Here is a 26,053-nt window from a genome sequence, read left to right as displayed (position 1 = left end):
TCAGGAGGACCCGAGGCAAAATCCAGAAGAAGGGGTGATGCGCCGCTCGATGACGGTACATGGCCGCGCGGGGTAAGTCCGCCGCGCAGATGAGGGTCGGATATATCGAGCCACCTGGATAGACATCCCCCTGCCTATCGGTGCCTGCCGCAGCCCGTTCGTCATATGTGTCTACTATATGTGCCAGATGTGTGAGCCACGCAGCCGGGTCGAAAGGCACAGTCCTTGCAGTCGAGCGGACCACGGACAGCGCGATATGCTGTCCCCTCAATATGCGCACGCCGCGCCCCCGGCAGGGGACGCGGCGCTTGGCCCAACGGAATTGGGAGTTCTTTCCAATTCGGGCGGGAGGCCTCTGCGAGGCGGCAGGCATAACCCGCCGACAGCATCCGCCGATTATTGCAGTTGAGCCCAGAACAGCTCGAGATGACGTGAAACGATTTCCTGGAAGCGGCCATCCGCCTTGAGCGCCTTCAGCCCCGCATTGATGCGGTACAGATGGGAGGTGCCACGCCAATGACGTTTCGAGATCACCACATGCAGCCCTTCTTCTGACAGTGGACGCTCCAGCGGGATCACCTGATCGCGCAGCCCTTCGGCAATCAGCGTATTGGCCCCGAGGAACAGGTTCAGCGAGACGGCATCCACCTCGCGCGCCATCAGTTTGCGGAAACAGGCGCCAGGATCAGCCGCCTGCACAAGAGTGACCTGACCGCTGCTCAACCACTTGCGGTCGCTGCGTTCCAGATCATGAGTGTAGTAGCCTTCAGGGCGGCAAAGCCTCTTGCCAAGCATGTCGGCGTCGCTGTCGAAGGCAAAGGGTGCATCCGCCCGCACAAAGACCATGATCGGAATGGTCATCAGCGGTTCCGAAAAATGAAAGTTCACACACCGCTTGTCGTCAGGCGTCGCCGAACAATCCGGTTTCAGCCAGGGAAAACCCATGTCGAACTGCTTTTCATCCAGCATCGGGAACAGATGCTTTGACCAGTCCTGCTCCCAGGTGATGGAATAGGAGACCGGTGCCGGGGTCAGCTCCAGCGCAGCGTTCACCAGTTCGGTGACCATGCCCTGTCCGGGCAGCGCCTGATCGGTGAAAGGCGCAAAACCGCCACCGGTCAGAAGTTTCATTTCGGCATCATCCTTACGCAGAGGTGTGGCATCGGGTTCTGAGGCCTGCTGCGCGCAAGGGATATGCAGGGTCTTGCCCGGGATGACGCTGGGTCCTGCGAGCACATGCTGGTTGCTGTAATAAATCAGCGTCCAGCGGCTGCGGTCATTATAGTGGGTTTCGGCAATCGAGAAGAGCGTATCGCCGGGCTGAACCCGGTAATCGACGTTGCAGATGGCATGGGCCGCGCCGGGCGCAAGCCCTGTGGCCATCACCAATCCGACCGCCAGTGTTGAAAGATGTCTCAGCATTGCGCCCTCCCTCAGAAGCCGGCCCAGATCCTGGCCATGTGGTCTTCGATGATGGCCTGATACTGACCATTGCCGCGAATATTGCGCAGGCCTGTGTTGATCATCGACAGCATATCGTCAGCTTGCGGGTGGGTTTTGTGAACCACCACATGGATCCCCAGCACGGACAGGGGCAGCGGCAGCACATCGAACTGGTCCAGCAGGTCATTTTCCTTCATCACGCTGCGCCCGGTGAATTCGTTGATCGCGACGGCGTCTGCCTCTCCCCGGGCGACCATCTCGAAGCAGTCGGCCACCTTATGCGGCTGCTTCAGAGTGATTTTCTTGTCTTCCATCCAGCGGCGACCATAGCCATCCAGATCGAAGGTCAGATAACCAGCCGGGCGGCACAGGGTCTTGCCCTCGATATCGGCGTCACTCTCAAAGGTGAAGGGGCGTGACTTATCCACGAACAGCAGCATCAGTGTTTCGAACATCGGGTCCGAGAACAGGAAGTTCACGCAGCGATAGCTCTCCGGCATGGTATCGCAATCCGGGCGGTACCAGGGGAAGCCGAGGTCCAGCAGCGCGTTCGACAGCAGTGGGTCGAAATGGGACGCCCAGTCATCCACCCAGTGGATCGCAAACCCCTGCGCAGGTGCCGCATCGGTCATCGCTGCATTCACCACCTCGGTGATCAACCCGCCGTTATGTGCCGTCTTGGAGGTAAAAGGCGCATAGTCGTCGCCGGTCAGCAGGTTGATCTTGCTGCGCACGGCGGCGGTACCGGGCTTCACCCTGACCGGCGCCGCGACAACGGGCTGTGCATCCGCCACCGCTTTGCCGCCGGGCAATCCGGTGGGCAGCCCGTTCAGGCAGGCCATGGTCAATTCCATCCCGACGCGGATCGCGTCTGGGCGCGGGCCGATGGCGTCGATATTGCGGCTATGGATTGCGCTCCACATGCCCACATCCTTGTAAAGCCGGTCGGCAATCAGCGACAGGCTATCGCCGGGGCGCACCTTATATGTGCCGCCGCAGGTTTCCGCCGCCACGGGTTTGGCCAGCAGGCCTGCGACGCAACACAGCGCCGCGATCAGGTGTTTTCTCATCTTGTCCCTCTTGGGTTTAGCTGGGCGTCCCGCGCCACTGATGGGCGCCGCCTCTTTGTCTCGTGATTTGTGGAAAGCAGGCATCTCTGCAAAGCATCCGTTGCGGCCAATGCAGAAAACCGGGAATCGCGGGCGCCTTGCGCCGGTATTACTGGCCGACGAACAGCGCCAGGATGGTTGCCGTGTCAACGCGCCCATCGGCCCCTATCAAAGCTGCGGGGACCGTGATCGACTGGCTGCGATAGGCATCATTCACCATCTGGTCGATATAGGCGGGCGATTGGCCCTGCCCAACGGCACGCAGTACCATACTATAAAGGGCCGTGTGCGCCTGTGATGCGGCGGGAGCCGGGGCCGCCGGCTGTGCGGCAGCGGCGGTCTGGCTGCCACGGCGCAGCGCCGCCAATGTCCCGGCAGTCATCTGCGCAACCAACGCATCCTCGGCGCTGAGGGGGGCAGCCGTTTCAACAGCTGCTGTCAGCAGCTCTTCGGCGGCGGCACGTTCGGCAGATGTCGCAGTGGGATCAAGCCCAGCCAATGCCTGCGGAGTCAGCAGCTGGGCGACACGCGGCTTGGCAGCCGCAGGCTCTGTCACGTCATCAGATCCGAACTGCAACACGGCGAGGCCAACGGCAAAAAGCGCCAGAACAGCCGCAGCGGCGCCAAGTTTCGCAATCGGGGACATCCCGGTGCCAAGCCCTCTTACCTTTGGCTTTGCCACATGGTTTCCGTGCGTGCCCGGTTTGGCGGTCGAGCTGGCAGCACCGCCTGATGGGGCCTGACCCGTGGCGACCGAGGACACTGCGGCAATATTTGCCGTGTTGCGGGTTTTTCCCGTCTGGGGCGAGCGAAGCGCACTGTTGCTAGAAGTAATCACACCATCAATCCTGACCGTGCGGGCAGACCGATCACCGGTCTCTGCGGCCTCGGAACTTGTTACACTGTCTTTCTTTAAGCTCAACATCGGCTCAAACTACCCCCGGCTGCTCCGAAAATCGCGGTCCAGCCGCGTTTTGTTAACCGATTCTTAACCTTCGAGCGATTCTGCGTCAACATTCTGCGGTAGAATGGTAAACTTCCACAGAACTTGCGATGAACCCGCCCATATAGAGAGTAAAGCGCATCGCTTCCGCTACATGCTGCCCCGAGCGATAGGCAGACCTCTGACCGCAGGAAAGGCGTCGGCGCGGAGGTGTTGCGATGATCGCAGCCTCTCAGATATGCAATCATAAGATGAACGCCCCTGCGGCTTGCGCCTATCGAAAGCAAACCTGAATGGCTAGGTGCGAACTGCTTGCACTCAATATCCGCAACAATGACTCCTCGGTCAGGGTGGACCTGAGGGCGCAAAGGGCACTCCTGTCAGCGTGAACCGCGCGGCCCGAGCATCCAGCCTGTCGACTGGAAGATGCCCCGCAGTGACCTGCGGGGCATCAAAGTCCGAAGAATGGAACGCGCGTCGAGGGTAAACCCGCCGCGCTATCGGATCTCTACATGCGATCAGAAATCCAGGTTTTCCACGCTGAGCGCGTTTTTCTGGATAAATTCGCGGCGAGGTTCCACGACGTCGCCCATCAGCTTGGTAAAGAGATCATCCGCTTCGACCATATCCTCAACCCGCACCTGCAACAGGGTGCGCGCGTCGGGATCCAGCGTGGTTTCCCACAGCTGATCCGGGTTCATTTCTCCCAAGCCTTTGTAACGCTGTAGCGCCAGACCTTTTTCACCCTCATCGAGGATCGCCTTCAGCAGACCGAGCGGGCCGTGGATGGCCTGGCTGCGGTCACGCCGCACAAGCGTGGCAGTTGAGCCGTAGATCTCTTGCAGGCTGTTGGTAAAGCTCCCTGTTTTCCGTGCCTCACCAGAGCGCAGCATCGGACCGTCCAGTGTCCTGAGCTCTTCGACGCCGCGCAGGATACGCGACAGGCGAATACCGTTATCCTGAGTGATACGACCACGCCAGCCGCGTTCATATTCCAGCGCAATCAGGTCAAGACGCTGCGCAACCTTGTCGGCGACTCCCTGAAGATCGGCATCAACGGCGCCGGGTACAAAGGCACCGGCGACTGCCGCCTGCTCAAGGATATGGCGCGGATAATGCGTCGGGAAGGCATCCAGAACGCGCTTCAGCTGGCGCGCCTCATCAACCACACGGGCCAGATCCTGACCCACCAGCTCCTCGCCGCTGCCCAGTTTCAGAACCGCGCCGTCGACACCCTGATTGATCAGATATTCATCCAGCGCAGCCTGATCCTTGAGATAGACCTCGGATTTGCCGCGCGACACCTTATAGAGCGGCGGTTGGGCGATATAGAGATACCCGCCCTCGATCAGCTCGGGCATCTGACGATAGAAGAAGGTGAGCAGCAGCGTGCGGATGTGGGCGCCGTCAACGTCAGCATCCGTCATGATGACGATCTTGTGGTAACGCAGTTTCTCGATGTTGAATTCATCGCGCCCGATGCCGGTACCAAGCGCCATAACGAGGTTGCCGATTTCCTGACTGCCCAGCATCCGGTCAAACCGTGCGCGTTCGACGTTCAGAATCTTGCCGCGGAGGGGCAGAATTGCCTGTGTCATCCGGTCCCGGCCGGTCTGGGCGGAACCGCCGGCCGAGTCACCCTCGACCAGGAAGACTTCGCTTTTGGCGGGATCTTTCTCTGAGCAGTCCTTGAGCTTGCCTGCCAGATAATTGACATCCATCGCAGTCTTGCGGCGGGTCAGTTCACGGGCCTTTCGGGCAGCCTCCCGCGCGAGGGCGGCTTCGATGATCTTGCCGACGATCTGCTTGGCCTGATTTGGGTTTTCTTCGAACCATTCGGCAAGCTTCTCATTGACGAGGCTTTCAACCACGGGCCGCACTTCTGAGGAGACCAGCTTGTCCTTGGTCTGGCTGGAGAATTTCGGATCCGGCACCTTGACCGATAAGACGCAGGTCAGCCCTTCGCGGGCATCATCGCCGGTAAAGGAGACCTTTTCCTTCTTGGCGATGCCGGACGACTGCGCATAGTTGTTGATGGTCCGGGTCAAGGCGCCACGGAAACCCGCAACATGGGTCCCACCATCGCGCTGTGGAATGTTGTTGGTAAACGGCAGCACGGTTTCGTGGTAGCTGTCGTTCCACCACATGGCGACCTCGACCCCGATATCATCCCGGTCACCGGTGATATAGATCGGCGCCTCCATGACAGGGGATTTTGACCGATCGAGATATTTGACGAATTCCTTGACGCCCCCCTCATAGAACAGCTCCACTTCCAGCCGTTCGGCCGGACGCTCGTCAATCAGGACGATCCGCACACCAGAGTTCAGGAAGGCCAGTTCGCGCAGGCGCTTTTCCAGCGTTTCAAAGGAGTATTCCAGGTTGGAGAAGGTATCTGTCGAGGCCAGAAAACGGACCTCGGTCCCGGTCTGATCCCCGCAGTCGCCGACCACCTTAAGATGTTCCGCGGTATCGCCCCGCTCAAACCGGGCGACATGTTCCTTGCCGTTACGCCAGATACGCAGTTCCAGCCAATCGGAGAGCGCATTCACCACAGACACGCCCACACCGTGCAAGCCGCCAGACACCTTGTAGGAGTTGCTGTCAAACTTACCACCGGCATGTAGCTGCGTCATGATGACTTCAGCGGCTGAGACGCCTTCCTCGGCATGAATATCGACCGGGATACCGCGCCCGTTGTCGTGCACCGAAACACTGGAATCGGCGTGAATTTTCACAACCACCCGGTCCGCGTGACCGGCCAGGGCTTCATCGATGCCGTTGTCGACGACCTCATACACCATATGGTGCAACCCAGAGCCATCATCGGTGTCCCCGATATACATGCCGGGACGTTTGCGAACCGCCTCCAACCCTTTGAGAACCTTGATGGAATCCGCGCCATATTCTGCGGGGGCCTGCTCGTTTCCGGACATTCACATCTTCCTGTCTTTGCTTCAGGATTTTATACGAAGTCTGGCCGGGAATGTCACGCGCAAGCCCCTTTTTTTCTTGGTTGAATCAAGCCGCTCTGGCGCCCAGGGACGCAACCTTGCGCAGCCAGGAATTTACGGTCCCTTCAGAGGCGTCCGTGGCCGGGGCAAAGGAAGAGAACCGGGTCGGCTTGATGCCCACAAACCCCAGGATCTGACTGCTGATAATCCGCTTGATGGCATTGCCGTAGATCAGCCGCAGCCATAGAGCGGGCGTATCCGAAGTGAGCAGCACCCGCGCGGTTTTGCCGGTCAACATCGGTGCAGGTACGCCCATGAAGTTGACGTTTCGCGTGTCAAAGGCCCGCCCCGGCAATAGCGCCCGGTCAAAAACGCCCTTCAGCTTTGCCGGAACGGCCCCCCACCACATCGGGGTCGCCATCACAACGTGATCGGCCCATTCGAGATCGGTCAGAAATGCTGCCAGATCCGGCTCCAGAGGTTTCACATTCTGATACCCCGCCTGGCCATAGTCCATGTCGAAGCGCATCGCGGACAAATCGTGATACCGGACCGCGTGCCCCTCTCCCTCAGCTGCGGCCTGATAGGCCTGGCAGAGCGATTGCGACAGTGAGCTGGGCGCCGGGTGGCCATTGAGGATGATGATTTTTCGCGTGGACATGAGAACCTCTGAATCTTAAAACTGACTAAGGTCAATTTATTCAAAAACTGACCGTGGTCAATATATAAAATGACCACGGTCAAATTCTATGAAAGGTCGCCATGTCCCGCCCTCCGCAGCAACGTCGATTGGAAACCCGCGCCCGCCTGTTGGAGGTCGCCGACGCGCAGATCCTCACCGCTGGCTACAGCGGGCTGAGGGTCGAGGATGTCGTGGCTGAGGCCGGCGTTGCAAAGGGCACGCTGTTTTCGCATTTCGGCGACAAGAACGGTCTGCTCGCCGCATTGATCGGCCCGCGCATAATGGCCGTGCTCGACGAAACCGAAGCCCTCCCTACCCCCGACACTCTGGACGCGCTGATTGATCGCCTGTTGCCGGTGGTTCAGTTCGTGGCGCAGGATCGGGTGATTTTCGATCTGCTGCTGCGCTACTCAGGCACCACCGGCACCGAAACCGATGCGGTGATCACTCAGAGTTTCTTCCGCCAGATCTCTTTGTGGTCGGGATGGGTGGCAGAGCTGCAAGCCAGCGGCGCCCTGCGCCAGGATCAGCCCGCAAATGTCCTGGCCGAGGGGATGCAGGCGTTCCTCAACCATGTGCTCGCCCTGTCATTCTGTGCAGCGCATGATACGCCCAGCAGCTTCCGCGAGGATCTGCTGCTGTATCTCACACCCTGGCTGGCCCCGCAGCAGTGAGCAACGCAGGGCGGAACTGATCAGACAAAGGGAATAAGACAGCCGACACCGATCAGCAGGCAGCCCGACACGATATTGATCCGGCGCAACGTCGGCGGGGATGTGATGTGCCAGCGCACCCGGTGCACCAGAGCGGCCACACATAGATTCCCCACCAATGGCACCAGGAACGACAGCACCACAATGGCAAGGATATCGAGCCATGCCACAGCGCGCAGGTCAAAGAACCCCGGCAGGACACCCATGTAGAACAGGATCGCCTTTGGGTTGCCCAGAATGACGGCGATGCCGGCGATAAATCCGGCCCAGAGCCCCGGACGGGTCAGGGCGCTGTCGCTTTCGATCCGGGCATCTGCATGTCGCAACAACATACCCCCCATAACCAGAAACATCGCGCTTGCGACCCAGCGCAGCAGCTCCATCAGCCCGGCAATCTCAGACACAATCCACGACACGCCCGCCACTGCAACCAGCGGCCACAGAATATCGCCGCAGGCCACGCCCAGGGCCAGCGGCCAGACCGCCTGGAACCCGCCCGACATGGCCCGTGCAATCACTGCCAGCCAAACCGGACCCGGCGTCAGGAACAGAACGAATAGCCCACCCGCATAAAGCATCAGATCCCAGACAGAGATGCTCATCCCGCCACCACCTCGGAGCCCATGGCGCCCTCCTCTACGGCAAGCATCTGCGCCTTCCCCTCAAATTCTTCAAACAATTCAGGGCCGGTGCCAGTCATCCAGGCCTGCGCCCCGAGCAGGACAATTTCCTGATAGAGCGCCGCGCGGCGTCCCACATCCAGATGCGCCGAAACCTCATCCAGCAGCAGGATAGGAGGCGCGCCGCCTTCCGCAATGAGCGCGCGTGCGTTGGCGAGGATCAGCGATACCAGCAACGCCTTCTGCTCGCCCGTCGAACATTCGCGCGCGGGCAGCGCCTTCGCCTCATAGGTGCCCAGCAGATCGGTGCGATGAGGTCCGAGCAAGGTCCGCCCCGCTGCCAGATCACGGAACCGCCCTTCCTCAAACGCCTCGCGCAGATCCGACGCATTGTCCGGCAAACCGCCGTCGGACTGGATCAACTCCAGTTCCGCCGCAGGAAAAGCCGTCTCTGCAGCCTGTTGCGCCATACGTAGCCGATCGACCGCCGCGGTGCGCGCTGCATGTATGCGGTGCCCGCTCTCAGCCATCTGCGTTTCCAGAACCCGGTACCAGGCGGGGTCGCGGATCTGTTCCTTCAGCAGGCGGTTGCGTTCACGCATCGCCTTTTCATAGAGCAGCGTCGCCTCGGCGTGGCCGGGATCAAAGCTGAGCACGATCCGGTCCAGAAACCGGCGGCGCCCTTCGGCGGCCTCGATCCACAACCGGTCCATCGCAGGAATCAGCCAGACCACCCGGCAGATCTGGCCGAGGTCAATCTGGCTGGCAGATTTGTTGTCGATCTTGACCTGTCGCGCCTTCCCGCCCTCGGACCAGGTCTCGACCTCGTAGCTCCGGCGCGCAACGGTCAGCTGCCCTTTCAGCTTCCATCCCAGCTCCTCCGGCCGCCGCGCCATATCGGCGGCACTGGCCCGCCGCAGGCCCCGTCCCGGCGAAAACAGCGAGACAGCCTCAAGAATATTGGTCTTACCGGCACCATTGGCACCATGGATGGCAACCGGGCGCCCGTCCAAATGCAAATCCGCCCGCAGATGCGAGCGGAAGTGCGACAGTGTCAGCTCAGTCAGCGCCAGCATGGGGCGGGATCCGATGTCATCTTTCCAAAAATACTCAAATCGCCCGTTGCGGCGGGCGGCTCAGCCGCCAGGAAAGCAGGCCGTGCCATCGGCCACGTCAAACACGCATCGGCATCACGACATAAACGGCGCTTTCGTCGCTGCCTTCGCGCATCAGGGTCGGATCGCCGGAGGAGTTGAACATGAACACCGCATTTTCACGATCAACCTGATTGGCGATCTCCAGCAGGTATTTGGCGTTGAACCCGATTTCCAGCCGTTCATCGCGATAGGCCACGGCCAGTTCTTCCTCGGCAGCGCCGCTGTCCGGTGCGTTGACGGACAGGATCAGCCGATCCTCATCCAGTTGCAGCTTCACCGCACGCGACCGCTCGGAGGAAACCGTGGCAACCCGGTCAACAGCGCGGGCAAATTCCGCCGCGTCCACTTCCAGACGGCGCGTATTGCCTGCCGGAATGACGCGTGTGTAATCGGGGAAGGTTCCGTCGATCACCTTTGATGTCAGGGTAATGCTGGGCGTGGCAAACCGGACCTTGGTCTCGGACACCGAAACCGCGATATCCATTTCGTCGTCATCCAGCAGCTTGCGCAGCTCGCCCACCGTCTTGCGCGGTACGATCACGCCGGGCATATCCTCTGCCCCCATCGGCAGATTGGCGTCGATACGCGCCAGGCGGTGGCCATCGGTAGCCACACAGCGCAGCGCCTTGCCGCCTTCGACCCCATCCGCCACATGCATATAGACGCCGTTCAGATAATAGCGGGTTTCCTCGGTGGAGATGGCGAATTTCGACTTGTCGAACAGCCGACGCAACACTGCGGCGTTGGCCGTGAAATTGGAATGATATTCCGAAGAAGCCATGACCGGGAAATCTTCACGCGGCAGCGTCGCCAGCGAGAAATTTGATCGGCCTGCCTCAACCGTGAGACGGCCGCTTGCGGCATCGGCTGTGAGTGTGACCAGAGCGCCATCCGGTAGTTTGCGCACGATTTCATGCAGCGTGGTGGCGGCCACGGTGGTGGCGCCTGCCCGCTCGACCTGGGCCGGGGCCTTGTCGACCACCTCGATATCCAGATCGGTCGCACGGAACTGAACGATGTCCCCTTCCGCTTCAATCAGCACATTTGCCAGGATCGGAATGGTATTGCGACGCTCAACCACAGACTGGGCCTGAGCCACAGCTTTCAACAGGGTGCCGCGTTCGATGCTGATCTTCATGTCCCTAAGTCCTCTAACGTCTGGCCGGGAGAAGCAACGTAACGCTTTACCCCTTCGGCACAAGGCTTTTTATGGATTTGTCCAAGGGATTGCCCGCAGCGTCAAGGGCGGATGACCCCGGGCTCGATTTATCCCCGATAAACGTGGCGCTCTGGCATGGTTTGCCGGTTTCACCCGCCGCCACGCGCGCCCAGCTGTCCTGACCCGGAGGGCAAAAGACCCCGGGCGGGCCGGGGTCATTGCGGGACTATTGGGTTTACCGCCTTGGGCGATGATCAACGCGCGATCTGCCAGAACAACAGGAGTGTCTTACGCCTCCAGAGAGCGGCGCAGCATTTCGACATCTTCGGCGATCTGGCCGTCGATTGTCTTCAGCTCTTCGATGCGGCGCACACCGTGCATGACCGTGGTGTGATCGCGACCACCAAAGCGCCGACCGATTTCCGGCAGGCTGCGACTGGTCAGCTGCTTGCACAGATACATCGCTACCTGACGCGGGCGCGCATAGGAACGCAGACGCTTGGGGCCGATGATATCGGACATGCGGATGTTGTAATACTCGGAGACCTTGCGCTGAATCTCTTCGACCGTGATTTTGCGCTCGGAGGCGCGCAGAACATCGGCCAGACAATCCTGGGTGAGCTCCATGTCGATCTCGCGACCGACGAGGGAGGCAAAGGCGAAGAGACGTGTCAGCGCACCTTCGAGAACACGCACGTTGGTCGAGATACGATGCGCCAAGAACTCCAGCACGCCGTCGGCGATGCGCAGATCCGGATAGGTCTGCATCTGCTGCGCCACTTTTGACTGCAGAATGCCCAGACGCAGCTCGTAGTCGGTCGGATGCAGGTCAACGACCAGACCACATTGCAGACGCGACCGGACACGATCCTCAAGATCCTTGATCTCACCCGGGGCGCGGTCGGCGGAAATGATGATCTGCTTGTTCTGGTCAACCAGCGCGTTGAACGTGTGAAAGAATTCTTCCTGCGTGCTGTCCTTGCCGGCGATGAACTGGACGTCATCGACCATCAGCACGTCCACCGAGCGGAACAGATGTTTAAAGTCCATCATCTTGCGTTCGCGCAGGGCCTGCACGAAACGATACATGAACTGTTCTGCCGACAGATAGAGCACATTCAACTCTGGATTTCGCGCTGTCAGCTCCCATGCAATCGCGTGCATCAGGTGCGTTTTACCCAGACCAACGCCACCATAAAGCACCAGCGGGTTGAACGTAACAGGACCGCCATCGGCGACGCGGCGAGCGGCGGCATGGGCCAGCTCGTTCGGCTTGCCGACGACAAAGCTGTCGAAGGTAAAGCGCGGATCCAAAGGCGCAGCCTGCAGCGTGTCGCCCTGATCCTTGGCAGCGTAACCTGTGGCAGCACGGGCGCGCGGCAGTTCGGTCAGCGCCTCGTCATCCAGGTCCAGCGGCAGATCATCGGCAGCGCCCTTGGTCGCAGTGGCAGCCGGTCGCGCCGTCGTATTGGCCGCAACCTTGAAAGCCAGGCGCTGGACCGGTTCACCCGACATATTCAGCTCATGCAGAATCAGGTCAGCAAAGTTCTGGCTGACGTAGTTGCCCATGAAGTTCGTCGGCACGTTGAAGATGGCAACGCCATTATCAACACGGGTAAACTCCAGAGGTTCGATCCAAGTTGTAAAGTTGTTTTGCCCCACGGTTTTCAACAAACGCTGTCTCAACCGTCCCCAGTTATCTTCCGTCATTCTGCGCCTCACGCGTCCCAATAGCATCGGCCCTTATTTGGCCTCTTGTTTCATCCCCAGCCTGGCCCAATCCCAGACGACGTTCACGCACAACGGATGTGTGTACTGACCCATAGTTTGGGCAGCACTGCCTTGCAGAAGGCAAAGTTCAGGATCGCGTCTAAATCAACCGGCAAGTCGCTTTGCAGCGGTCGAATGGTCGAACCAAATACATACACAATTGGAACAGGCCCGCCGTCTGGATAGATCCAGAAACACAGCAGGAGCGTGGTGCACGGTGTATCGAAATACCTGTGTACCAGCACAATCAGCCTCCTTGAGTCCCATCAAGGATACCGCGAGCAGCCTGTCCCCCCAGCGAGTGAATCGCTGTAACAGTGGTAGCAATTCGGGAGGGGTGGCAGCAACGAAACTATGATGTTGACTCAGGGATTGGGGACAAAGAATCCCCTGCGCCCGCAACCACCGCACCAGCTGTGACCAAAATGCAAAAGGCGCCGCTGAACGCGACGCCTTTGTGTTTTTTCCGGCTTGTCGAGGGGCCGCTGAACGCGGGTGCGATGGAATCAGCAGGCGCCTACGAAAGACCCGATTAGCCCAGCGCTTTGACGCGCGCTGTCAGGCGGGAGATTTTCCGCGCTGCTGTGTTCTTGTGGTAGACGCCTTTGGTCACGCCACGCATCAGCTCGGGCTGAGCTGCGCGCACGGCTGCGGCGGCTGCCTCTTTGTCGCCGGATGCGATAGCTTCTTCAGCTTTGCGAAGGAAGGTACGGATGCGCGAACGACGGGCTTTGTTGACAGCAAAGCGTTTCTCGTTCTGACGGGCGCGCTTTTTTGCCTGAGGCGAATTTGCCATGGTGTAGGACCTAACTTTGGTTTCGTGTTTTCAATAGGCGCAATGCCAGCCGAACCCGGATCCGATCCACCGGTGTGATTCTAGCCAAGCGGGCTGCACGCGCATGTATGGCGGCGGGTAGTAGCGTCAAAACCGACGGAATGCAAGCCACCTCGTCCGCGCTGGTGAGTGGCCGTCGGAATATCCGCATCTGCACGGACACGCGCAGTCATTCTGCATAAGGTTAAGCAAGAAAACGGCAGGCCCAGGGCTTGCCGTTTTCATTCATTCGATGCTGTCGGTTACTTGTCGCGGAACTGGGCTTCGCGTTTTTCAAGAAAGGCAGCCATGCCCTCTTTCTGATCTTCGGTGGCAAACATCGAGTGGAACACACGACGTTCGAACAGCAGGCCTTCGTTCAGCGGCAGCTCGTAGCTGCGGTTCACCGCTTCTTTCACGGCCATCGCCGTCAGCAGGGATTTCTCCGCAATCTTGTGGGCAGCGGCCGTCGCCTCATCCAGCAGTTTCTTGGCGGGCACCACGCGAGAGACAAGCCCGGCGCGCTCTGCCTCCTCGGCGGTCATGAAACGACCGGTCAGGTTCATATCCATGGATTTGGATTTGCCCACAAAACGAGTCAGGCGCTGGGTGCCACCAATGCCGGCGATCACGCCCAGATTGATCTCGGGCTGACCGAATTTGGCAGTATCTGCCGCAATGATGAAATCGCAGAGCATGGCCAGCTCACAGCCGCCGCCCAGTGCGTAGCCGGCCACAGCTGCGATGATCGGCTTGCGGATCGCGCTGATACGGTCGTTCACATCGGCAAACAGATTGTTCGAGAAAACCTCGGTAAAGCTCTGTTCCGACATCTCCTTGATATCGGCGCCGGCGGCAAAGGCCTTTTCCGATCCGGTCAGGATAATGCAGCGCACCTTGTCGCTGGCATCGGCCTCTTCCAGGGCGGTGCAAAGTTCACTCAAAAGCTCGGAGTTGAGCGCGTTCAACGCTTCGGGCCGGTTCAGTTTAATTTGGCAAACGTGGTCCTGCACTTCGACGTTGATCGTCTCATAGGCCATGGTATTCGCTTTCGATTGTTCCGTTCAGGGAAGAGTCATTATCACGCGACACCTCGCGATCAAGCTATCTTTGGCATTTGCCGCAGTAGAAGGATGATCGCCCGGACTGGACGAGCCGCGCAATGCTCCCGTCACATCCGGCGCGTCGGCAGGGCTCTCCCTCGCGGCCGTATACATCAAAGCTGTGCTGAAAATATCCAAGTTCTCCATCAGCTTGTCGGAAATCCTTGAGCGATGATCCGCCCGCTTTGATGGCGTCTGCCAGGACCTCCTTGATGATCGGGACCAGGGTGGCAACCCGCTGCGCGGCGATCTGCCCGGCCTTGCGCCGCGGCGATATTCCCGCGCGGAAAAGCGCCTCGCAGACATAGATATTGCCGAGACCCGCGATGATTCCCTGATCCAGCAGCGCCGATTTCACCGGCGTATTGCGCCCCCTGAAGGCAGAAATCAGGTGATCCTCGTGAAAGGCATTGCCCAGCGGTTCCGGTCCCAGAACTGCCAGCAGCTTGTGCTCATCCGCCGTGGCCGTATCCAGCAGGTCCATGGCGCCAAACCGGCGCGGATCGTTGAAGGTGATGCGCGCCCCATTATCCATATCGAAAACCACATGATCATGTTTCTGCGCCTGCGGATGATCATGAACAAACTGTCCCAAGGGATCCCCAGATACCGTCATGCGGCCCGACATGCCCAGATGCACCAGCAATGTCTCGCCACTGTCGAGGTCGGCCAGGATGTATTTTGACCGCCGCCGAAGCGCATTGACGCGGCGGCTTGTCAGCCGTTCCGCCATACGCTCCGGGAAGGGCCAGCGCAGATCCGGGCGATTTACAGTGGCCTTTTCGATCACCGCGCCCTCCATCGCGGGGGACAATCCGCGGCGCACCGTCTCGACCTCGGGCAATTCTGGCATTACATCCCTCCTGACACATTGCACCAACATGGGGCCGAAGGGCCGCATTGTACCGCCCTTCCAGCGCCCTATAACTGGGGCGACACACAACAAACGGCAAGCCGCATGACTCAGAGATCTGAAGATACCACCCATTTCGGGTTCGAAACCGTGCCCGAGTCGGAGAAGGCAGGGCGCGTGCAGGGCGTGTTCAACTCGGTCGCCTCAAAATATGACGTTATGAACGATGTCATGAGCATGGGAGTTCATCGTATCTGGAAAGATGCGATGATGGACTGGCTGTCGCCGCGCCCTGGCCAGCGACTGCTGGATGTTGCCGGCGGGACCGGTGACATTTCCTTCCGGTTTCTGAAGCGCGCAGGCTATGGCCACTCTACGGTGCTCGATCTGACAGCCCCGATGCTGGAAGAGGGACGCAAACGCGCTGAAGCCGCGCAGATGGCCGATAGCCTGGATTGGGTCACCGGCGATGCCATGGCGCTGCCGTTCAAGGACAATAGCTTTGATGTCTACACCATCTCCTTTGGCATTCGGAACGTCACCCGCCCTCAGGAAGCCCTGAATGAAGCCTACCGTGTCTTGAAGCCGGGAGGGCGCCTGATGGTGCTGGAGTTCAGCCAGCTGCCGAACCCGGCCATGCAAAAGGCCTATGACCTCTATTCCTTCAACGTGATTCCCCGCATGGGGCAGATGATCGCGAACGATTATGACAGCTACCAGTATCTGGTCGAATCGATCCGCAACTTCCCCGATCAGGAGACCTTTCTGTCGATGGTGCGCGCGGCTGGTTTTGCCAATGCCAAATACCGCAACCTGTCGTTGGGAATCGCTGCGCTGCACTCCGGCTGGAAGATCTGATCCATGCGTGGACCCCACAATATTATCCGCCTGATCCGCACAGGCGCCACTTTTGAGCGCACTGGCGCCATGAACGTGGTGCTTGATGCTTTCGAGGCGCCGAAACCGCTGCGTATTCTGGCCCGCACCCTTGGCTGGCCGTTCAAATGGCTCGGCTACAAGGGCGATCCCTCGATGCCGCCCGCCACCCGAGCGCTGACCGCGCTGGGGCCTGCCTACATTAAGTTCGGTCAGGTGCTATCGACCCGACCCGATGTGGTCGGTGACGATCTGGCGCTACAGCTGCGCGTTCTACAGGACAAGCTGCCGCCGTTTTCCCGAGCCGAAGCCATGGCACAGGTCGAACACGAGTTGGGCCAGCCGGTCGAGCATATCTATTCCGAATTCAGCGAACCGATTGCGGCTGCCTCCATCGCGCAAGTCCATCGCGCAAGGCTCGTCGAGAGCGGTCGCGAAGTGGCGGTGAAGGTTCTGCGCCCCGGCATCGAACGCGCCTTCCGCAAGGATGTGGACGCATTCTATTTTGCCGCACGGATCGCCGATTTGTTTGCGCCCGGCGCGCGGCGGCTCAAGCCGATGGATGTGATCAAGCATTTCGACGGCGTGGTGCAGGGTGAGCTGGACCTGCGACTGGAAAGCGCGGCAGCCTCGGAATTTGCCGCCAATACCAAGGATGACGACGGATTTCAGCTGCCGGAAATCCTGTGGAATCACTCGGCCCGCCGGGTCATGACACTGGGCTGGGCCGATGGGCTCCCACTTGGCGACAATGCCGCGCTGGATGCCGCTGGCCACGATCGCCGGGTGTTGGCGGAGCGCGTGCTTTCGCTGTTTCTACGCCATGCGTTGCGCGACGGCTATTTCCATGCCGACATGCACCAGGGCAACCTGAAGGTCGCCGCCAATGGCGATATCATCGCCTATGATTTTGGCATCATGGGGCACATCGACGAATACACCCGCCGCGTCTACGCCGAGATCCTCTTTGGCTTCATCAAGCGTGATTACAAGCGGGTGGCCGAGGTGCATTTCGAGGCCGGTTACGTACCGGCCGACCGCGATGTCGATGAATTTGCCCGTGCGTTGCGCGCCGTGGGCGAGCCGATTTTTGGCATGGATGCCACCCATATCTCAATGGGTCGCTTGCTCAACTACCTGTTTGAGGTGACCGAACGTTTTGGCATGGAGACCCGCACCGAGCTGATTCTGCTGCAACGCACCATGGTGGTGGTGGAAGGCGTGGCGCGGTCGCTGGATCCGCATATCAATATCTGGAATTCAGCGCGCCCCGTGGTTGAGGATTACATCAAAAAATCCATCGGCCCGCGCGCGGTGGTCGGCGATCTGATGAGCACCGCCAAGGTGATGGCGCGCTTCGGCCCCCGCCTGCCCGCACTGGTCGAACAGGCGCTGATCGCGCAGACCCATGAAAACGACGACCGAAGCCGACGCCGCCAAGGGGCGTCCGGCTGGGTTGTGCCCGGTCTTTGCGGATTGGGGCTGGGACTGGCCATTGCCTTTGCAACGGCTGCGCTCGGCTAGGGCCGTCAGCGCAGCCGATTCAATACCGTGAGCGAGGGGTGACCATCGGGTGTCAGACCCATCGCCAGTTGATAGGCGCGCAGGGCGGCGCGGGTTTTTGGCCCGATCCGCCCGTCCGCGCCGCCGGTGCCATATCCCGCCCCTGTCAGCCGCTGCTGGAGTTCGCGCCGCTCCTTGTAGGTCAGGGGGCGGCTGTCCTGCGGCCAGCTGGCCAGAATCGGACCACCGCCCCGCAGCCGGTCGCTCAGATGACCCACGCCGATAACATAGGCATCGGCTGCATTGTAACGTTCGATGGCCGCGAAATTTCGATAGACCATGAAGGCTGCGCCCTGCGCGCCTGCGGGCAGCAGCAGCGCTCCCTCGCCATGGTCGGGCAAGGGGCTGCCATCTGCACGGGTAACGCCCAGCCTGCGCCAGCTCTCTGCGGATTTGGCGATCTTCCGATCCGCCTGCGCATAGTCGAAACCGACTGGCAGTCGGACCTCCAGCCCCCACGGCTGACCTTTGACCCAGCCAAACCGCTTGAGATAGGCTGCGGTTGAGGCCAGCGCGTCTGTGGGATCATCCGACCAGATATCGCGTTTGCCATCCCCGGTGAAATCCACGGCATAGGCCAGATAAGATGTCGGCATGAACTGCGTATGCCCCATGGCCCCTGCCCAGCTGCCCGTCATGGCACGCGGGGAGACATCGCCAGCCTGAAGAATCTTCAAGGCGGCGATCAGCTGGCTCTCAAAGAAGGCCCCGCGCCGCCCGTCAAAAGCCAATGTGGCGAGCGAACGGATGATTTCACGCTCCCCACGAAACCGGCCATAGTTGCTTTCCATGCCCCAAACAGCCGCAACGACTTCCTTGTCGACGCCATAGCGGGCCTCGATTCTTGCCAGCGTCTGCGCATGGTCGCGCAGCGCCGCCTTGCCGTTGTCGATCCGCGCCTCGGAAACCGCGCGCTCAAGGTAGGTCCAGATAGGAGTGACAAACTCTGACTGATTGCCATCCCGCTGCACAATATCCGGGTCAAAACTCACATCAGCAAACGCACGGTCCAAAGTGGCCTGCGACAGCCCCTCGGCCCGTGCCCGGGGATGAAAGGCCGTTACCCAGGCCTGAAAAGCGCGCTGCTTGGCGGCCGAAACGCTGGGGTGTTCCGCTGCCGTTGTCTGCTGTAGCGGGCGCGTCCGAGGTCGCAATCGCGGCTCCGTCACAGCCGAAACAGCCACCGGGCGGGCAATCGGTCGTAGGGAAACCTGCGGCGGCTGCGACGTCGCCCCCTCCACCACCTGTCGTCCGGTTGCAGCCGGCGGGCTGGATTGGGCGCCAACAGCAGTCATCATCAATGCCGCAACCATCGCCGTTTTCAGGAGTATCTGCCTTCGGGCGCCAAGATCGTATCGCATCTTACACCTCATTTTTTTCTGCTCGCTGCCAGTCTACCCGCATCGCAGGTTCCCACAAAGCGCCGCTGAAGGGATGTGCGGAGGTTTGCCGATCTGCCGGGATCAAGCCTCGGGCGGATCCGGGGCTGCGGTTTGGACTGGCCCGCAGGCGACACGATCGGCCCGCATCTGGGCCAGCGCATCCCGCAGCATCGGGACGCGTTGCGGGCGAAAACTGATGTTTGTCGCCTCGAACCCGGCAATCCGATCCACCCGAAACACCCGCACATCATCGCGCAGCCCGCACCAGGCGATCAGCACCGTGGAGCGATCGAAATAGACCAGACCGAGCGGTTTCACCTGCCGCTTGGTGACGGCGCCTTTGGCATCGCAGTAGTCCAGCAGGACCTCGACCTCGTCCCATGTGGCACGGCGCAGATCCGCCAGCGCAATACCCGGCGGCTCCGGCCTCTGAAAGCGATAGGCTGACAGGACAGCATGGCGCAGCCTGTGGGCCTGCCGGTCCGGCAATCTGGCCTGCAACTTTCGCAAGGCCTCGGCGGCGGCATCCGCCAGTTCCGGATCGCCGATCTGCTGAACTTCGCGCAGTCCCAGAACCAGCGCTTCCAATTCAGTGTCGCGAAACCCCATGGGCGGCAATGCGTTGTCTTCGATCAGGGTGAAGCCATAGCCTGCCTCTCCGTCGATAATCGCCCCCATCTCGCGCAGGGTTGCGATGTCCCGGTGCACGCTGCGGGCCGAAATTCCCAGATCCTGCGCCAGTCCGGCGGCGGTATGAGGACCGGCACCCTGGCGCAGCAACTGCATAAGCTGAAAGAGACGATGAGATCGAGACATGTCTCATACTCTCTAACCCTAATGACAGTTTCTGTCATCACGCGCCGCTAAAACAGAGAGACCATTCATCAAGGAGCCAAACGGATATGATACGCCCCTTTGCCAGCGCCGAAGTCGCTGCCGTCTTTGATCAAGCCCCCCCGGACGCGCGCGAAGGCCTGTTGCGTCTGCGGGAGCTGATCTTTGAGGTTGCAGAGAATGCCCCGGAGGTCGGGGCGGTGGCCGAGACATTGAAATGGGGTCAGCCGTCATATGCGGCGGCGCGCTCCGGGCTTGGAACACCGCTGCGGCTGGGTCCATCGAAGCACGCGCGATTCGCCCTGCTCGTTCACTGCCAGAGCAGAGTGATCGACAATTTTGCCAGTCGCTATCCAGCCTGGGACAAATTCGACGGGACCCGCGGCGTATTGTTCGACCGGGTCGAAGATGTGGAGCCATTGCGCCACGGCTGGTTGATCCGTCACGCCCTGACCTATCATGCCTCCACGACCGCAGCCGGTGAGACCCGGGTTGACCCGGACCGTTTCAACTAGAGCCCAACAAGGGGCGCGCCGCTGTCAGCTGCGGCGCTTTCTCTCCACCTTGCGCTTGATCTTGCTGCGCTTGGCCTTTGCTTTGGCGGATTTGCGTTTCACCGAGCGCCCGGCCGGGCTGCGGCGTCCGCTGCCGCCCCCCGCAGGCATCGGCTTGTCGTCGATAGACAGAAGTTCAAGCTCCAACCCACCGGTCACCGGGGTCGCCTGTGCCAATCGCACCTTCACCCGCTGGCCGATGGCGATGATCAACCCGGTATCGGAGCCCATCAGCGTTCCCGCCTCGGCATCAAAGTGAAAGAACTCCCGGCCGATGGACCGCACGGGCACCAGGCCATCGGCCCCGGTTTCATCCAGTTTCACAAAAGCACCAAAGCGCGCAATACCGCTGATCCGACCTTCGAATTCATTGCCGACCCGTTCAGCCAGATAGGCCGCCAGATAACGATCGGTGGTGTCCCGTTCCGCCATCATCGACCGCCGCTCAGTCTCGGAGATATGGGTGGCAATCTGCTCAAGCCGCTCAATTTCGGAGGTCGACAAACCGTCATCGCCCCAGCCATGGGCTGAAATCAGCGCCCGGTGCACGATAAGGTCGGCGTAGCGGCGGATCGGCGAGGTGAAATGCGCATAGTTGCGCAGGGCGAGACCAAAATGCCCGAAGTTCTCAGGCGTATAATAAGCCTGCTGCATGGAGCGAAGGGTCGAGATGTTGATCAACTCAGCGTCATCGCTGCCCGCAGCCCCATGCAGCAGCGCATTCAGATGACGGGTCTGCAACACCTGCCCCTTGGCCAGCGACAACCCCGCCGCGCGGGCGGTTTCGCGCAGCGCTTCCAGCTTCTCTGGTGCCGGTTCCTCATGCACGCGGAACAACAGCGGGGTGCGCTTCTTGATCAGGGTCTCGGCGGCCGCCACATTGGCAAGCACCATGAACTCCTCAATCAGCTTGTGCGCATCCAGCCGGTCGCGGAAATTCACCGAGACGACCGTGCCTTTCTCGTCCAGAACAATCTTGCGTTCGGGTAGGTCGAGATCAAGCGGCTGGCGATCTGCCCGAGCTTTGATCAAAGCCCTGTAGGCCGCATAAAGCGGCTTGATAACAGGCTCTAAGAAGGGTCCTGTGCGATCATTCGGTGTCCCATCCATGGCCTCTTGCACTTCCCCGTAGTGCAGCGATGCCGCAGACCGCATCAACCCGCGCACAAAGCGATGGCCGATCTTGTTGCCATCCGCATCAATCTGCATCCGAACGGCGATACAGGCGCGCGGCACCCCTTCGTGGAGGCTGCAGAGATCGCCGGACAGACGGTCAGGCAACATCGGCACGACCCGATCCGGGAAATAGCTCGAATTGCCGCGTTTACGGGCCTCGCGGTCCAGCATACAATCGGGGCGCACATAGGCCGCGACATCAGCAATCGCGACCCAGATGACATGGCCACCAGCGTTCTTCGGGTCATCATCCGCATGGGCATAACAGGCATCGTCATGGTCCCGTGCATCCGCCGGGTCGATGGTGATCAACGGCAGATCACGCAGATCTTCGCGCCCCTTCAACCCCATGGGTTTGGCCGCATCTGCCTCCGCAACCACCTCGTCGGGGAAATGGTCAGGGATGCCATGCTGATGGATGGCGATCAACGAGACCGCCTTGGGCGCTGACGGATCACCAAGACGATCGACAACGCGGGCCCGCGGCAGGCCAAGACGCGATTTCGGTCCGGCCTGCTCGGCTTCAACCAGTTCGCCGTCGCGCGCACCATGGGTGGCGTTTTCCGCGACCGCCCATTCCGTCGATGCCGATTTGTCGATCGGCACGATACGACCGCCTTCATCGCCCTTGCGGAAGATCCCGATGACCCGACGCGGGTTCGTGCCAATACGGCGGATCAGCCGTGCTTCATAGTGATATTCGGCGTCCTGAACCAAGGTTAGCCGCGCCAGGATCCGATCCCCCTCGCCCAGCGCCGGATCGGACGCACGCGGCATCACCAACACGATGGGTTCGACCCCTTCGCCGTGCCATTCCAGCGGACGCGCGAAAAGATCGCCATCACCGTCCGGTGCCCTAACCTGAAGGACACTGACCGGAGGCAGGCGTTCCGGGTCGCGGTAGGTTTTCTTGCGCTTTTCCAGATGGCCTTCTGCCTCGAGCTCCTTGAGGATCCGCTTCAGGTCGATCCTGTCGGAGCCTTTGATGCCGAAAGCCTTGGCGATGTCGCGTTTAGAGTTATGGGTCGGATGGGCTGAGATCCACTCGAGGATTTCGGCCTTGGAAGGAATACGGGTCATAGGCCTGAGCTACCACGCCCGCTCTCTAAGGTCATCGTGAAAAGCACGCGCCGGATGTCATTGTCCGACGCGCGCGCTCTTCATGTACCAGATCACCTGCCTGTCACTTCTCGGCGAAGTAATCCCGCAGGATACGGCCATAGATTGATTTCAACTGATGGATTTGGGCGATCTCCACACGTTCATCCACCTGGTGCATCGTCTTGCCAACCAACCCGATCTCGACAACTGGGCAATGGTGTTTCACAAAACGTGCATCAGAGGTGCCGCCGGTCGTGGACAGCTCTGGTCTGCGCCCGGTCTCTGCCTCAAACGCTGTGCTCACCAACTCCGACAGCGGGCCGGGCGGAGTGATGAAGCTCTCGCCCGAAATCTTGATTTCCAAACCGATCTCAACGCCGAACTCTTCTGCAACGCGATCCGCTTCTGCCCGCAGCCAGTCGCTGAGACCGGCACCGGAATGGGCGTCGTTGAACCGGATGTTCACCGTCGAACGGGCCGTTGCCGGAATCACATTGGTCGCAGGGTTACCGGTATCGATCGTGACCACGGCAAGGGTGGAGGCGTCGAAATGCGCGGTTCCCAGATCCAGTTCATGACTGGCCAGACGATCCATCAGGCGCGCCATCGCACTCAACGGGTTTTTGGCACGATGCGGATAGGCCGAATGGCCCTGCACACCCGTCACCGTGAACCAAGCTGACAGCGAACCGCGACGACCGATCTTGATCATTTCGCCCATCTCATTCGGACAGGTCGGCTCTCCCACGAGACAAACCGACATCTGCTCACCCGCCCGACCCATATAATCCAGCAGCGCGGTGGTTCCATCGACTGCGTCACCCTCTTCATCTCCGGTGATGGTCAGGACAATGGCGCCCTCGGGTGGCGCGGTCTGAACGAGATCGACGGCAGCCGCTACAAACGCCGCCACACCGGACTTCATATCGGTCGCCCCTCGCCCGTACATAAAACCATCTTTCTCCTCTGCGCCAAAGGGATCGACGGTCCAGGCAGCGGTATCGCCAACCGGCACCACATCGGTATGGCCGTTGAAGCCGATGGTGCGCGGATGTCCCTTTTGCCCCCAGCGCGCAAACAGATTGCTGACCTCGCCGCGATCAACCCGGCTGCAGGAGAACCCCGCTGCGGTCAGGACTTTCTCGAGAAGGACAAGCGCGCCGCCCTCCTCCGGTGTCACCGAGGCACAGCGGATCAGGTCAGCGGTGAGCTGTTGCGGGTCAAGCGGCGAATGCGCGGGCGGCTGCATCATTTGGGTCCTCCGGTTCTCGGGCCGGACATGGCTGGCCCCCTTCCATGACCTCTGGCTACCTCGGTTCTGTCGGCGGTGCAAATCTCCTGCTGCCGAAGAGGGAGAAGACTGCGGATCCACGTCCCCTGCCACACAGCGGCTAAATCCAAACGCCGGTTTGTGGCGCAAATGCCGCGCAGATCAGCATTATTTCCAACGCCCGTCTGCGCCAACCGGACAAGCGGGAGGTGAGAGTGTTAATAAATCCTTAAAATACGACTCGAGGCAGAGCATCAATCGCCGTGGATCCACCGTAACAGCGGGGCCACAGAGCAGATCGGACATCGCGTCGCCCTTTGGCGGCGCAGGGGCACCCCTTGCAAAGGTGTCATGTTCCAGACCATGCGCTGCCTCATCGTGAAGAGGTGGGACAAGACAATGGTTGCAGCATCCGAGCTGACATATGACATAAACGCCACTGCGGTGCAGATGGCCGAAACCATCTTTGGCGATGGCGTGCAAGTGATCAGCGCAAGCTACACCGGTGACACCCGCGCGTCGGCTATTTATTCCAACGGTGACTCTATTGCGCCCGGTGCGACGCCGTCGGACACCGGAATCATCCTCTCCACCGGGCAGGCCAGCGCCTATACCAACTCAACCGGAGAGGCCAACCAGTCCACCAATCAGACCACCGCAAGCGACGGCCCCAACGGAGATCCCACGTTCAATGCCGCCGCTGGCACGCAGACCTTCGACGCCTCCTATCTGGATGTGACATTTGTGCCCGATGGCTCGGTGATGACGATTCAATTTGTCTTCGCCTCAGAGGAATACCCGGAATACCAGGATTCTGTCTTTCAGGATTTTGTGGGCGTCTGGGTCAACGGCGAGATGGTCAACCTGGAGTTCGGTAACGGCGATACCGATCCCGGCAACGTGAACTCCAATACGAACTCCAATATCTATCTCGACAACGCCAACGACGACTACAACACCGAAATGGATGGTCTGACCGTCACGATGACGCTGACCATGCAGGTTGATCCGGGCGTGGAGAACACCATTCGGATCGGCATCGCCGATGTGTCGGATGGCAGCTACGACAGCAATCTTCTGATCGCTGCCGATTCGGCACAAACCGATGTGATCGCGCAGACCGATTTCGCCCGTGTTGATGCCAATGGATCCCGGGTGGTCAATGTGCTGGCCAATGACACCAACACCTCCACAAGCACGCTGACGATCACCCATATCAATGGGGTCGCGGTTGTCGCCGGGGACGTTGTTACCCTTGGCACCGGCCAGCAGGTTCAGCTGAATGCAAACGGCACGCTGACCCTGATCGGCGATGGTGACGTCGAGGACTTCGCCTTTACCTATACAGCCAGCAACGGCACCAACAGTGACGTTGGCTATGTCGAGGCCACCAGCATCCCCTGCTTTGTGACCGGCAGTCGCCTGCTGACCGACAAAGGGCTGCAACCTGTCGAGACCCTGCGGCCCGGCGATCTGGTCATGACGCGCGACAACGGCTTGCAGCCGCTACGTTGGATCGGCTCAAGACAGGTTCAGGCCGAGGGGCGGTTTGCTCCGATCTGTATCAAGGCGGGTGCGCTTGGAGATCATGAAGAACTCTGGGTTTCGCCACAGCACCGCATCTTGCTCAGCGACGGGATGGCAGAGATGCTCTTTGGCGCCCATGAGGTACTGATCGCAGCAAAAGATCTGATCAACGATCAGTCGATTACCCGCCGCCCGGGAGGTCGGGTGACCTATGTGCATGTGATGTTCGATGAGCATCAGCTGGTCATCAGTGAAGGCCTGTTGACCGAGAGTTTCCTGCCGGGACCACAGACCAGCCGACATTTCGACGCTGACGTTCTGGCCGAGTTGCAAGCGCTGTTCCCGGAGCTGGATCCGCTCACCGGAAAAGGGTACGGCCCCGCGGCGCGTCCCAGCCTGCGCAGCTATGAAGCGCGGCTTCTGCGTGCCACGCTTGCAGCGCGCTGATCG

Annotated in this window: 21 protein-coding genes; 5 read left to right on the top strand and 16 right to left on the bottom strand. The window is 60.4% G+C overall.

Features of this window, described 5'->3' with window-relative positions:
• Positions 1 to 396 precede the first annotated feature (396 nt).
• From VWZ81_RS11480 to VWZ81_RS11460, 5 genes are all read right to left on the bottom strand, one after another.
• Complete coding sequence (locus VWZ81_RS11480; RefSeq protein WP_416542754.1) at positions 397 to 1,422, bottom strand: transporter substrate-binding domain-containing protein; 1,026 nt, start codon at positions 1,420 to 1,422, stop codon at positions 397 to 399.
• Between the two features lie 11 nt (positions 1,423 to 1,433).
• Positions 1,434 to 2,513 (bottom strand): transporter substrate-binding domain-containing protein, encoded by a 1,080-nt coding sequence (locus VWZ81_RS11475; RefSeq protein ID WP_340547241.1) that lies wholly within the window; start codon positions 2,511 to 2,513, stop codon positions 1,434 to 1,436.
• Positions 2,514 to 2,661: 148 nt separating this feature from the next.
• The gene (locus VWZ81_RS11470) at positions 2,662 to 3,234 is read right to left on the bottom strand and encodes a hypothetical protein (RefSeq protein WP_416542752.1); all 573 of its coding nucleotides are present in this window, start codon (positions 3,232 to 3,234) and stop codon (positions 2,662 to 2,664) included.
• Between the two features lie 779 nt (positions 3,235 to 4,013).
• A complete protein-coding gene (gene gyrB, locus VWZ81_RS11465; RefSeq protein ID WP_340547239.1) occupies positions 4,014 to 6,431 on the bottom strand; it encodes a DNA topoisomerase (ATP-hydrolyzing) subunit B in 2,418 nt (805 codons plus the stop codon).
• Positions 6,432 to 6,516: 85 nt separating this feature from the next.
• Positions 6,517 to 7,110 carry an NAD(P)H-dependent oxidoreductase gene (locus VWZ81_RS11460; RefSeq protein ID WP_416542751.1) on the bottom strand — a complete coding sequence of 198 codons (594 nt, stop codon included), beginning with the start codon at positions 7,108 to 7,110 and terminating at the stop codon, positions 6,517 to 6,519.
• A 101-nt stretch (positions 7,111 to 7,211) separates the two neighbouring features.
• Here VWZ81_RS11460 and VWZ81_RS11455 point away from each other — a divergent pair, with 101 nt between their 5' ends.
• A complete protein-coding gene (locus tag VWZ81_RS11455) occupies positions 7,212 to 7,805 on the top strand; it encodes a TetR/AcrR family transcriptional regulator (protein ID WP_340547237.1) in 594 nt (197 codons plus the stop codon).
• Positions 7,806 to 7,825: 20 nt separating this feature from the next.
• Here VWZ81_RS11455 and VWZ81_RS11450 read toward each other — a convergent pair whose 3' ends face one another.
• The 7 genes from VWZ81_RS11450 to mutM all read right to left on the bottom strand — a co-directional run bounded on the left by VWZ81_RS11450 (position 7,826) and on the right by mutM (position 15,320).
• A complete protein-coding gene (locus VWZ81_RS11450; RefSeq protein WP_416542750.1) occupies positions 7,826 to 8,446 on the bottom strand; it encodes a LysE family translocator in 621 nt (206 codons plus the stop codon).
• Complete coding sequence (recF, locus tag VWZ81_RS11445) at positions 8,443 to 9,540, bottom strand: DNA replication/repair protein RecF (RefSeq protein ID WP_416534284.1); 1,098 nt, start codon at positions 9,538 to 9,540, stop codon at positions 8,443 to 8,445. The genes VWZ81_RS11450 and recF overlap by 4 nt, the downstream gene beginning before the upstream one ends.
• 97 nt (positions 9,541 to 9,637) lie before the next feature.
• A complete protein-coding gene (gene dnaN / locus VWZ81_RS11440; RefSeq protein WP_340547234.1) occupies positions 9,638 to 10,759 on the bottom strand; it encodes a DNA polymerase III subunit beta in 1,122 nt (373 codons plus the stop codon).
• 309 nt (positions 10,760 to 11,068) lie between these two features.
• Positions 11,069 to 12,490 (bottom strand): chromosomal replication initiator protein DnaA, encoded by a 1,422-nt coding sequence (dnaA, locus tag VWZ81_RS11435; RefSeq protein WP_340547233.1) that lies wholly within the window; start codon positions 12,488 to 12,490, stop codon positions 11,069 to 11,071.
• A gap of 592 nt (positions 12,491 to 13,082) precedes the next feature.
• Entirely contained in the window at positions 13,083 to 13,346 is a 264-nt protein-coding gene (gene rpsT / locus VWZ81_RS11430; RefSeq protein WP_340547232.1) for a 30S ribosomal protein S20, read from the bottom strand.
• 281 nt (positions 13,347 to 13,627) lie between these two features.
• A complete protein-coding gene (locus tag VWZ81_RS11425) occupies positions 13,628 to 14,404 on the bottom strand; it encodes an enoyl-CoA hydratase (RefSeq protein ID WP_340547231.1) in 777 nt (258 codons plus the stop codon).
• A 64-nt stretch (positions 14,405 to 14,468) separates the two neighbouring features.
• Entirely contained in the window at positions 14,469 to 15,320 is an 852-nt protein-coding gene (gene mutM / locus VWZ81_RS11420; protein WP_416542749.1) for a bifunctional DNA-formamidopyrimidine glycosylase/DNA-(apurinic or apyrimidinic site) lyase, read from the bottom strand.
• 105 nt (positions 15,321 to 15,425) lie between these two features.
• Between mutM and ubiE the strand changes: the two genes are divergently transcribed.
• Positions 15,426 to 16,178, top strand: coding sequence for a bifunctional demethylmenaquinone methyltransferase/2-methoxy-6-polyprenyl-1,4-benzoquinol methylase UbiE (gene ubiE, locus VWZ81_RS11415; protein ID WP_416542748.1), 753 nt, complete (start codon positions 15,426 to 15,428; stop codon positions 16,176 to 16,178).
• A 3-nt stretch (positions 16,179 to 16,181) separates the two neighbouring features.
• Positions 16,182 to 17,720: a 2-polyprenylphenol 6-hydroxylase gene (gene ubiB / locus VWZ81_RS11410; protein WP_340547228.1), complete on the top strand. Its 1,539-nt coding sequence runs from the start codon at positions 16,182 to 16,184 to the stop codon at positions 17,718 to 17,720.
• Positions 17,721 to 17,725: 5 nt separating this feature from the next.
• On the opposite strand, the gene VWZ81_RS11405 is transcribed toward ubiB, so the two are convergent.
• Together VWZ81_RS11405 and VWZ81_RS11400 are read right to left on the bottom strand one after the other, a co-directional pair.
• Positions 17,726 to 19,120 (bottom strand): lytic murein transglycosylase, encoded by a 1,395-nt coding sequence (locus VWZ81_RS11405; RefSeq protein WP_416542747.1) that lies wholly within the window; start codon positions 19,118 to 19,120, stop codon positions 17,726 to 17,728.
• Positions 19,121 to 19,222: 102 nt separating this feature from the next.
• Entirely contained in the window at positions 19,223 to 19,957 is a 735-nt protein-coding gene (locus tag VWZ81_RS11400; protein ID WP_416538124.1) for a helix-turn-helix transcriptional regulator, read from the bottom strand.
• A gap of 86 nt (positions 19,958 to 20,043) precedes the next feature.
• Here VWZ81_RS11400 and VWZ81_RS11395 point away from each other — a divergent pair, with 86 nt between their 5' ends.
• Positions 20,044 to 20,490, top strand: coding sequence for a DUF1801 domain-containing protein (locus VWZ81_RS11395; RefSeq protein WP_416534288.1), 447 nt, complete (start codon positions 20,044 to 20,046; stop codon positions 20,488 to 20,490).
• 24 nt (positions 20,491 to 20,514) lie between these two features.
• On the opposite strand, the gene rnr is transcribed toward VWZ81_RS11395, so the two are convergent.
• The gene (rnr, locus tag VWZ81_RS11390) at positions 20,515 to 22,785 is read right to left on the bottom strand and encodes a ribonuclease R (RefSeq protein ID WP_416542746.1); all 2,271 of its coding nucleotides are present in this window, start codon (positions 22,783 to 22,785) and stop codon (positions 20,515 to 20,517) included.
• A gap of 103 nt (positions 22,786 to 22,888) precedes the next feature.
• Complete coding sequence (dapE, locus tag VWZ81_RS11385; protein WP_416542745.1) at positions 22,889 to 24,058, bottom strand: succinyl-diaminopimelate desuccinylase; 1,170 nt, start codon at positions 24,056 to 24,058, stop codon at positions 22,889 to 22,891.
• Positions 24,059 to 24,475: 417 nt separating this feature from the next.
• Here dapE and VWZ81_RS11380 point away from each other — a divergent pair, with 417 nt between their 5' ends.
• Positions 24,476 to 26,050 carry a Hint domain-containing protein gene (locus VWZ81_RS11380; protein WP_340547222.1) on the top strand — a complete coding sequence of 525 codons (1,575 nt, stop codon included), beginning with the start codon at positions 24,476 to 24,478 and terminating at the stop codon, positions 26,048 to 26,050.
• The last annotated feature ends 3 nt before the right edge of the window (positions 26,051 to 26,053 follow it).

It is taken from the genome of Phaeobacter sp. JH20_34 (assembly GCF_048056095.1).
Classification (GTDB): domain Bacteria; phylum Pseudomonadota; class Alphaproteobacteria; order Rhodobacterales; family Rhodobacteraceae; genus Phaeobacter; species Phaeobacter bryozoorum.
The sequence above is the reverse complement of the archived record's forward strand: the minus strand, read 5'-3'. Positions and strand labels throughout refer to the sequence as shown.

Coding starts and splice junctions, on each gene's coding strand:
- dnaA (WP_340547233.1), bottom strand. CDS start 12,490: ATGACGGAAGATAACTGGGGACGGTTGAGACAGCGTTTGTTGAAAACC.
- VWZ81_RS11475 (WP_340547241.1), bottom strand. CDS start 2,513: ATGAGAAAACACCTGATCGCGGCGCTGTGTTGCGTCGCAGGCCTGCTG.
- VWZ81_RS11405 (WP_416542747.1), bottom strand. CDS start 19,120: ATGCGATACGATCTTGGCGCCCGAAGGCAGATACTCCTGAAAACGGCG.
- gyrB (WP_340547239.1), bottom strand. CDS start 6,431: ATGTCCGGAAACGAGCAGGCCCCCGCAGAATATGGCGCGGATTCCATC.
- ubiE (WP_416542748.1), top strand. CDS start 15,426: ATGACTCAGAGATCTGAAGATACCACCCATTTCGGGTTCGAAACCGTG.
- VWZ81_RS11400 (WP_416538124.1), bottom strand. CDS start 19,957: ATGTCTCGATCTCATCGTCTCTTTCAGCTTATGCAGTTGCTGCGCCAG.
- VWZ81_RS11455 (WP_340547237.1), top strand. CDS start 7,212: ATGTCCCGCCCTCCGCAGCAACGTCGATTGGAAACCCGCGCCCGCCTG.
- VWZ81_RS11380 (WP_340547222.1), top strand. CDS start 24,476: ATGGTTGCAGCATCCGAGCTGACATATGACATAAACGCCACTGCGGTG.
- VWZ81_RS11450 (WP_416542750.1), bottom strand. CDS start 8,446: ATGAGCATCTCTGTCTGGGATCTGATGCTTTATGCGGGTGGGCTATTC.
- VWZ81_RS11395 (WP_416534288.1), top strand. CDS start 20,044: ATGATACGCCCCTTTGCCAGCGCCGAAGTCGCTGCCGTCTTTGATCAA.
- dnaN (WP_340547234.1), bottom strand. CDS start 10,759: ATGAAGATCAGCATCGAACGCGGCACCCTGTTGAAAGCTGTGGCTCAG.
- VWZ81_RS11425 (WP_340547231.1), bottom strand. CDS start 14,404: ATGGCCTATGAGACGATCAACGTCGAAGTGCAGGACCACGTTTGCCAA.
- rpsT (WP_340547232.1), bottom strand. CDS start 13,346: ATGGCAAATTCGCCTCAGGCAAAAAAGCGCGCCCGTCAGAACGAGAAA.
- recF (WP_416534284.1), bottom strand. CDS start 9,540: ATGCTGGCGCTGACTGAGCTGACACTGTCGCACTTCCGCTCGCATCTG.
- VWZ81_RS11480 (WP_416542754.1), bottom strand. CDS start 1,422: ATGCTGAGACATCTTTCAACACTGGCGGTCGGATTGGTGATGGCCACA.
- ubiB (WP_340547228.1), top strand. CDS start 16,182: ATGCGTGGACCCCACAATATTATCCGCCTGATCCGCACAGGCGCCACT.
- dapE (WP_416542745.1), bottom strand. CDS start 24,058: ATGATGCAGCCGCCCGCGCATTCGCCGCTTGACCCGCAACAGCTCACC.
- mutM (WP_416542749.1), bottom strand. CDS start 15,320: ATGCCAGAATTGCCCGAGGTCGAGACGGTGCGCCGCGGATTGTCCCCC.
- rnr (WP_416542746.1), bottom strand. CDS start 22,785: ATGACCCGTATTCCTTCCAAGGCCGAAATCCTCGAGTGGATCTCAGCC.
- VWZ81_RS11460 (WP_416542751.1), bottom strand. CDS start 7,110: ATGTCCACGCGAAAAATCATCATCCTCAATGGCCACCCGGCGCCCAGC.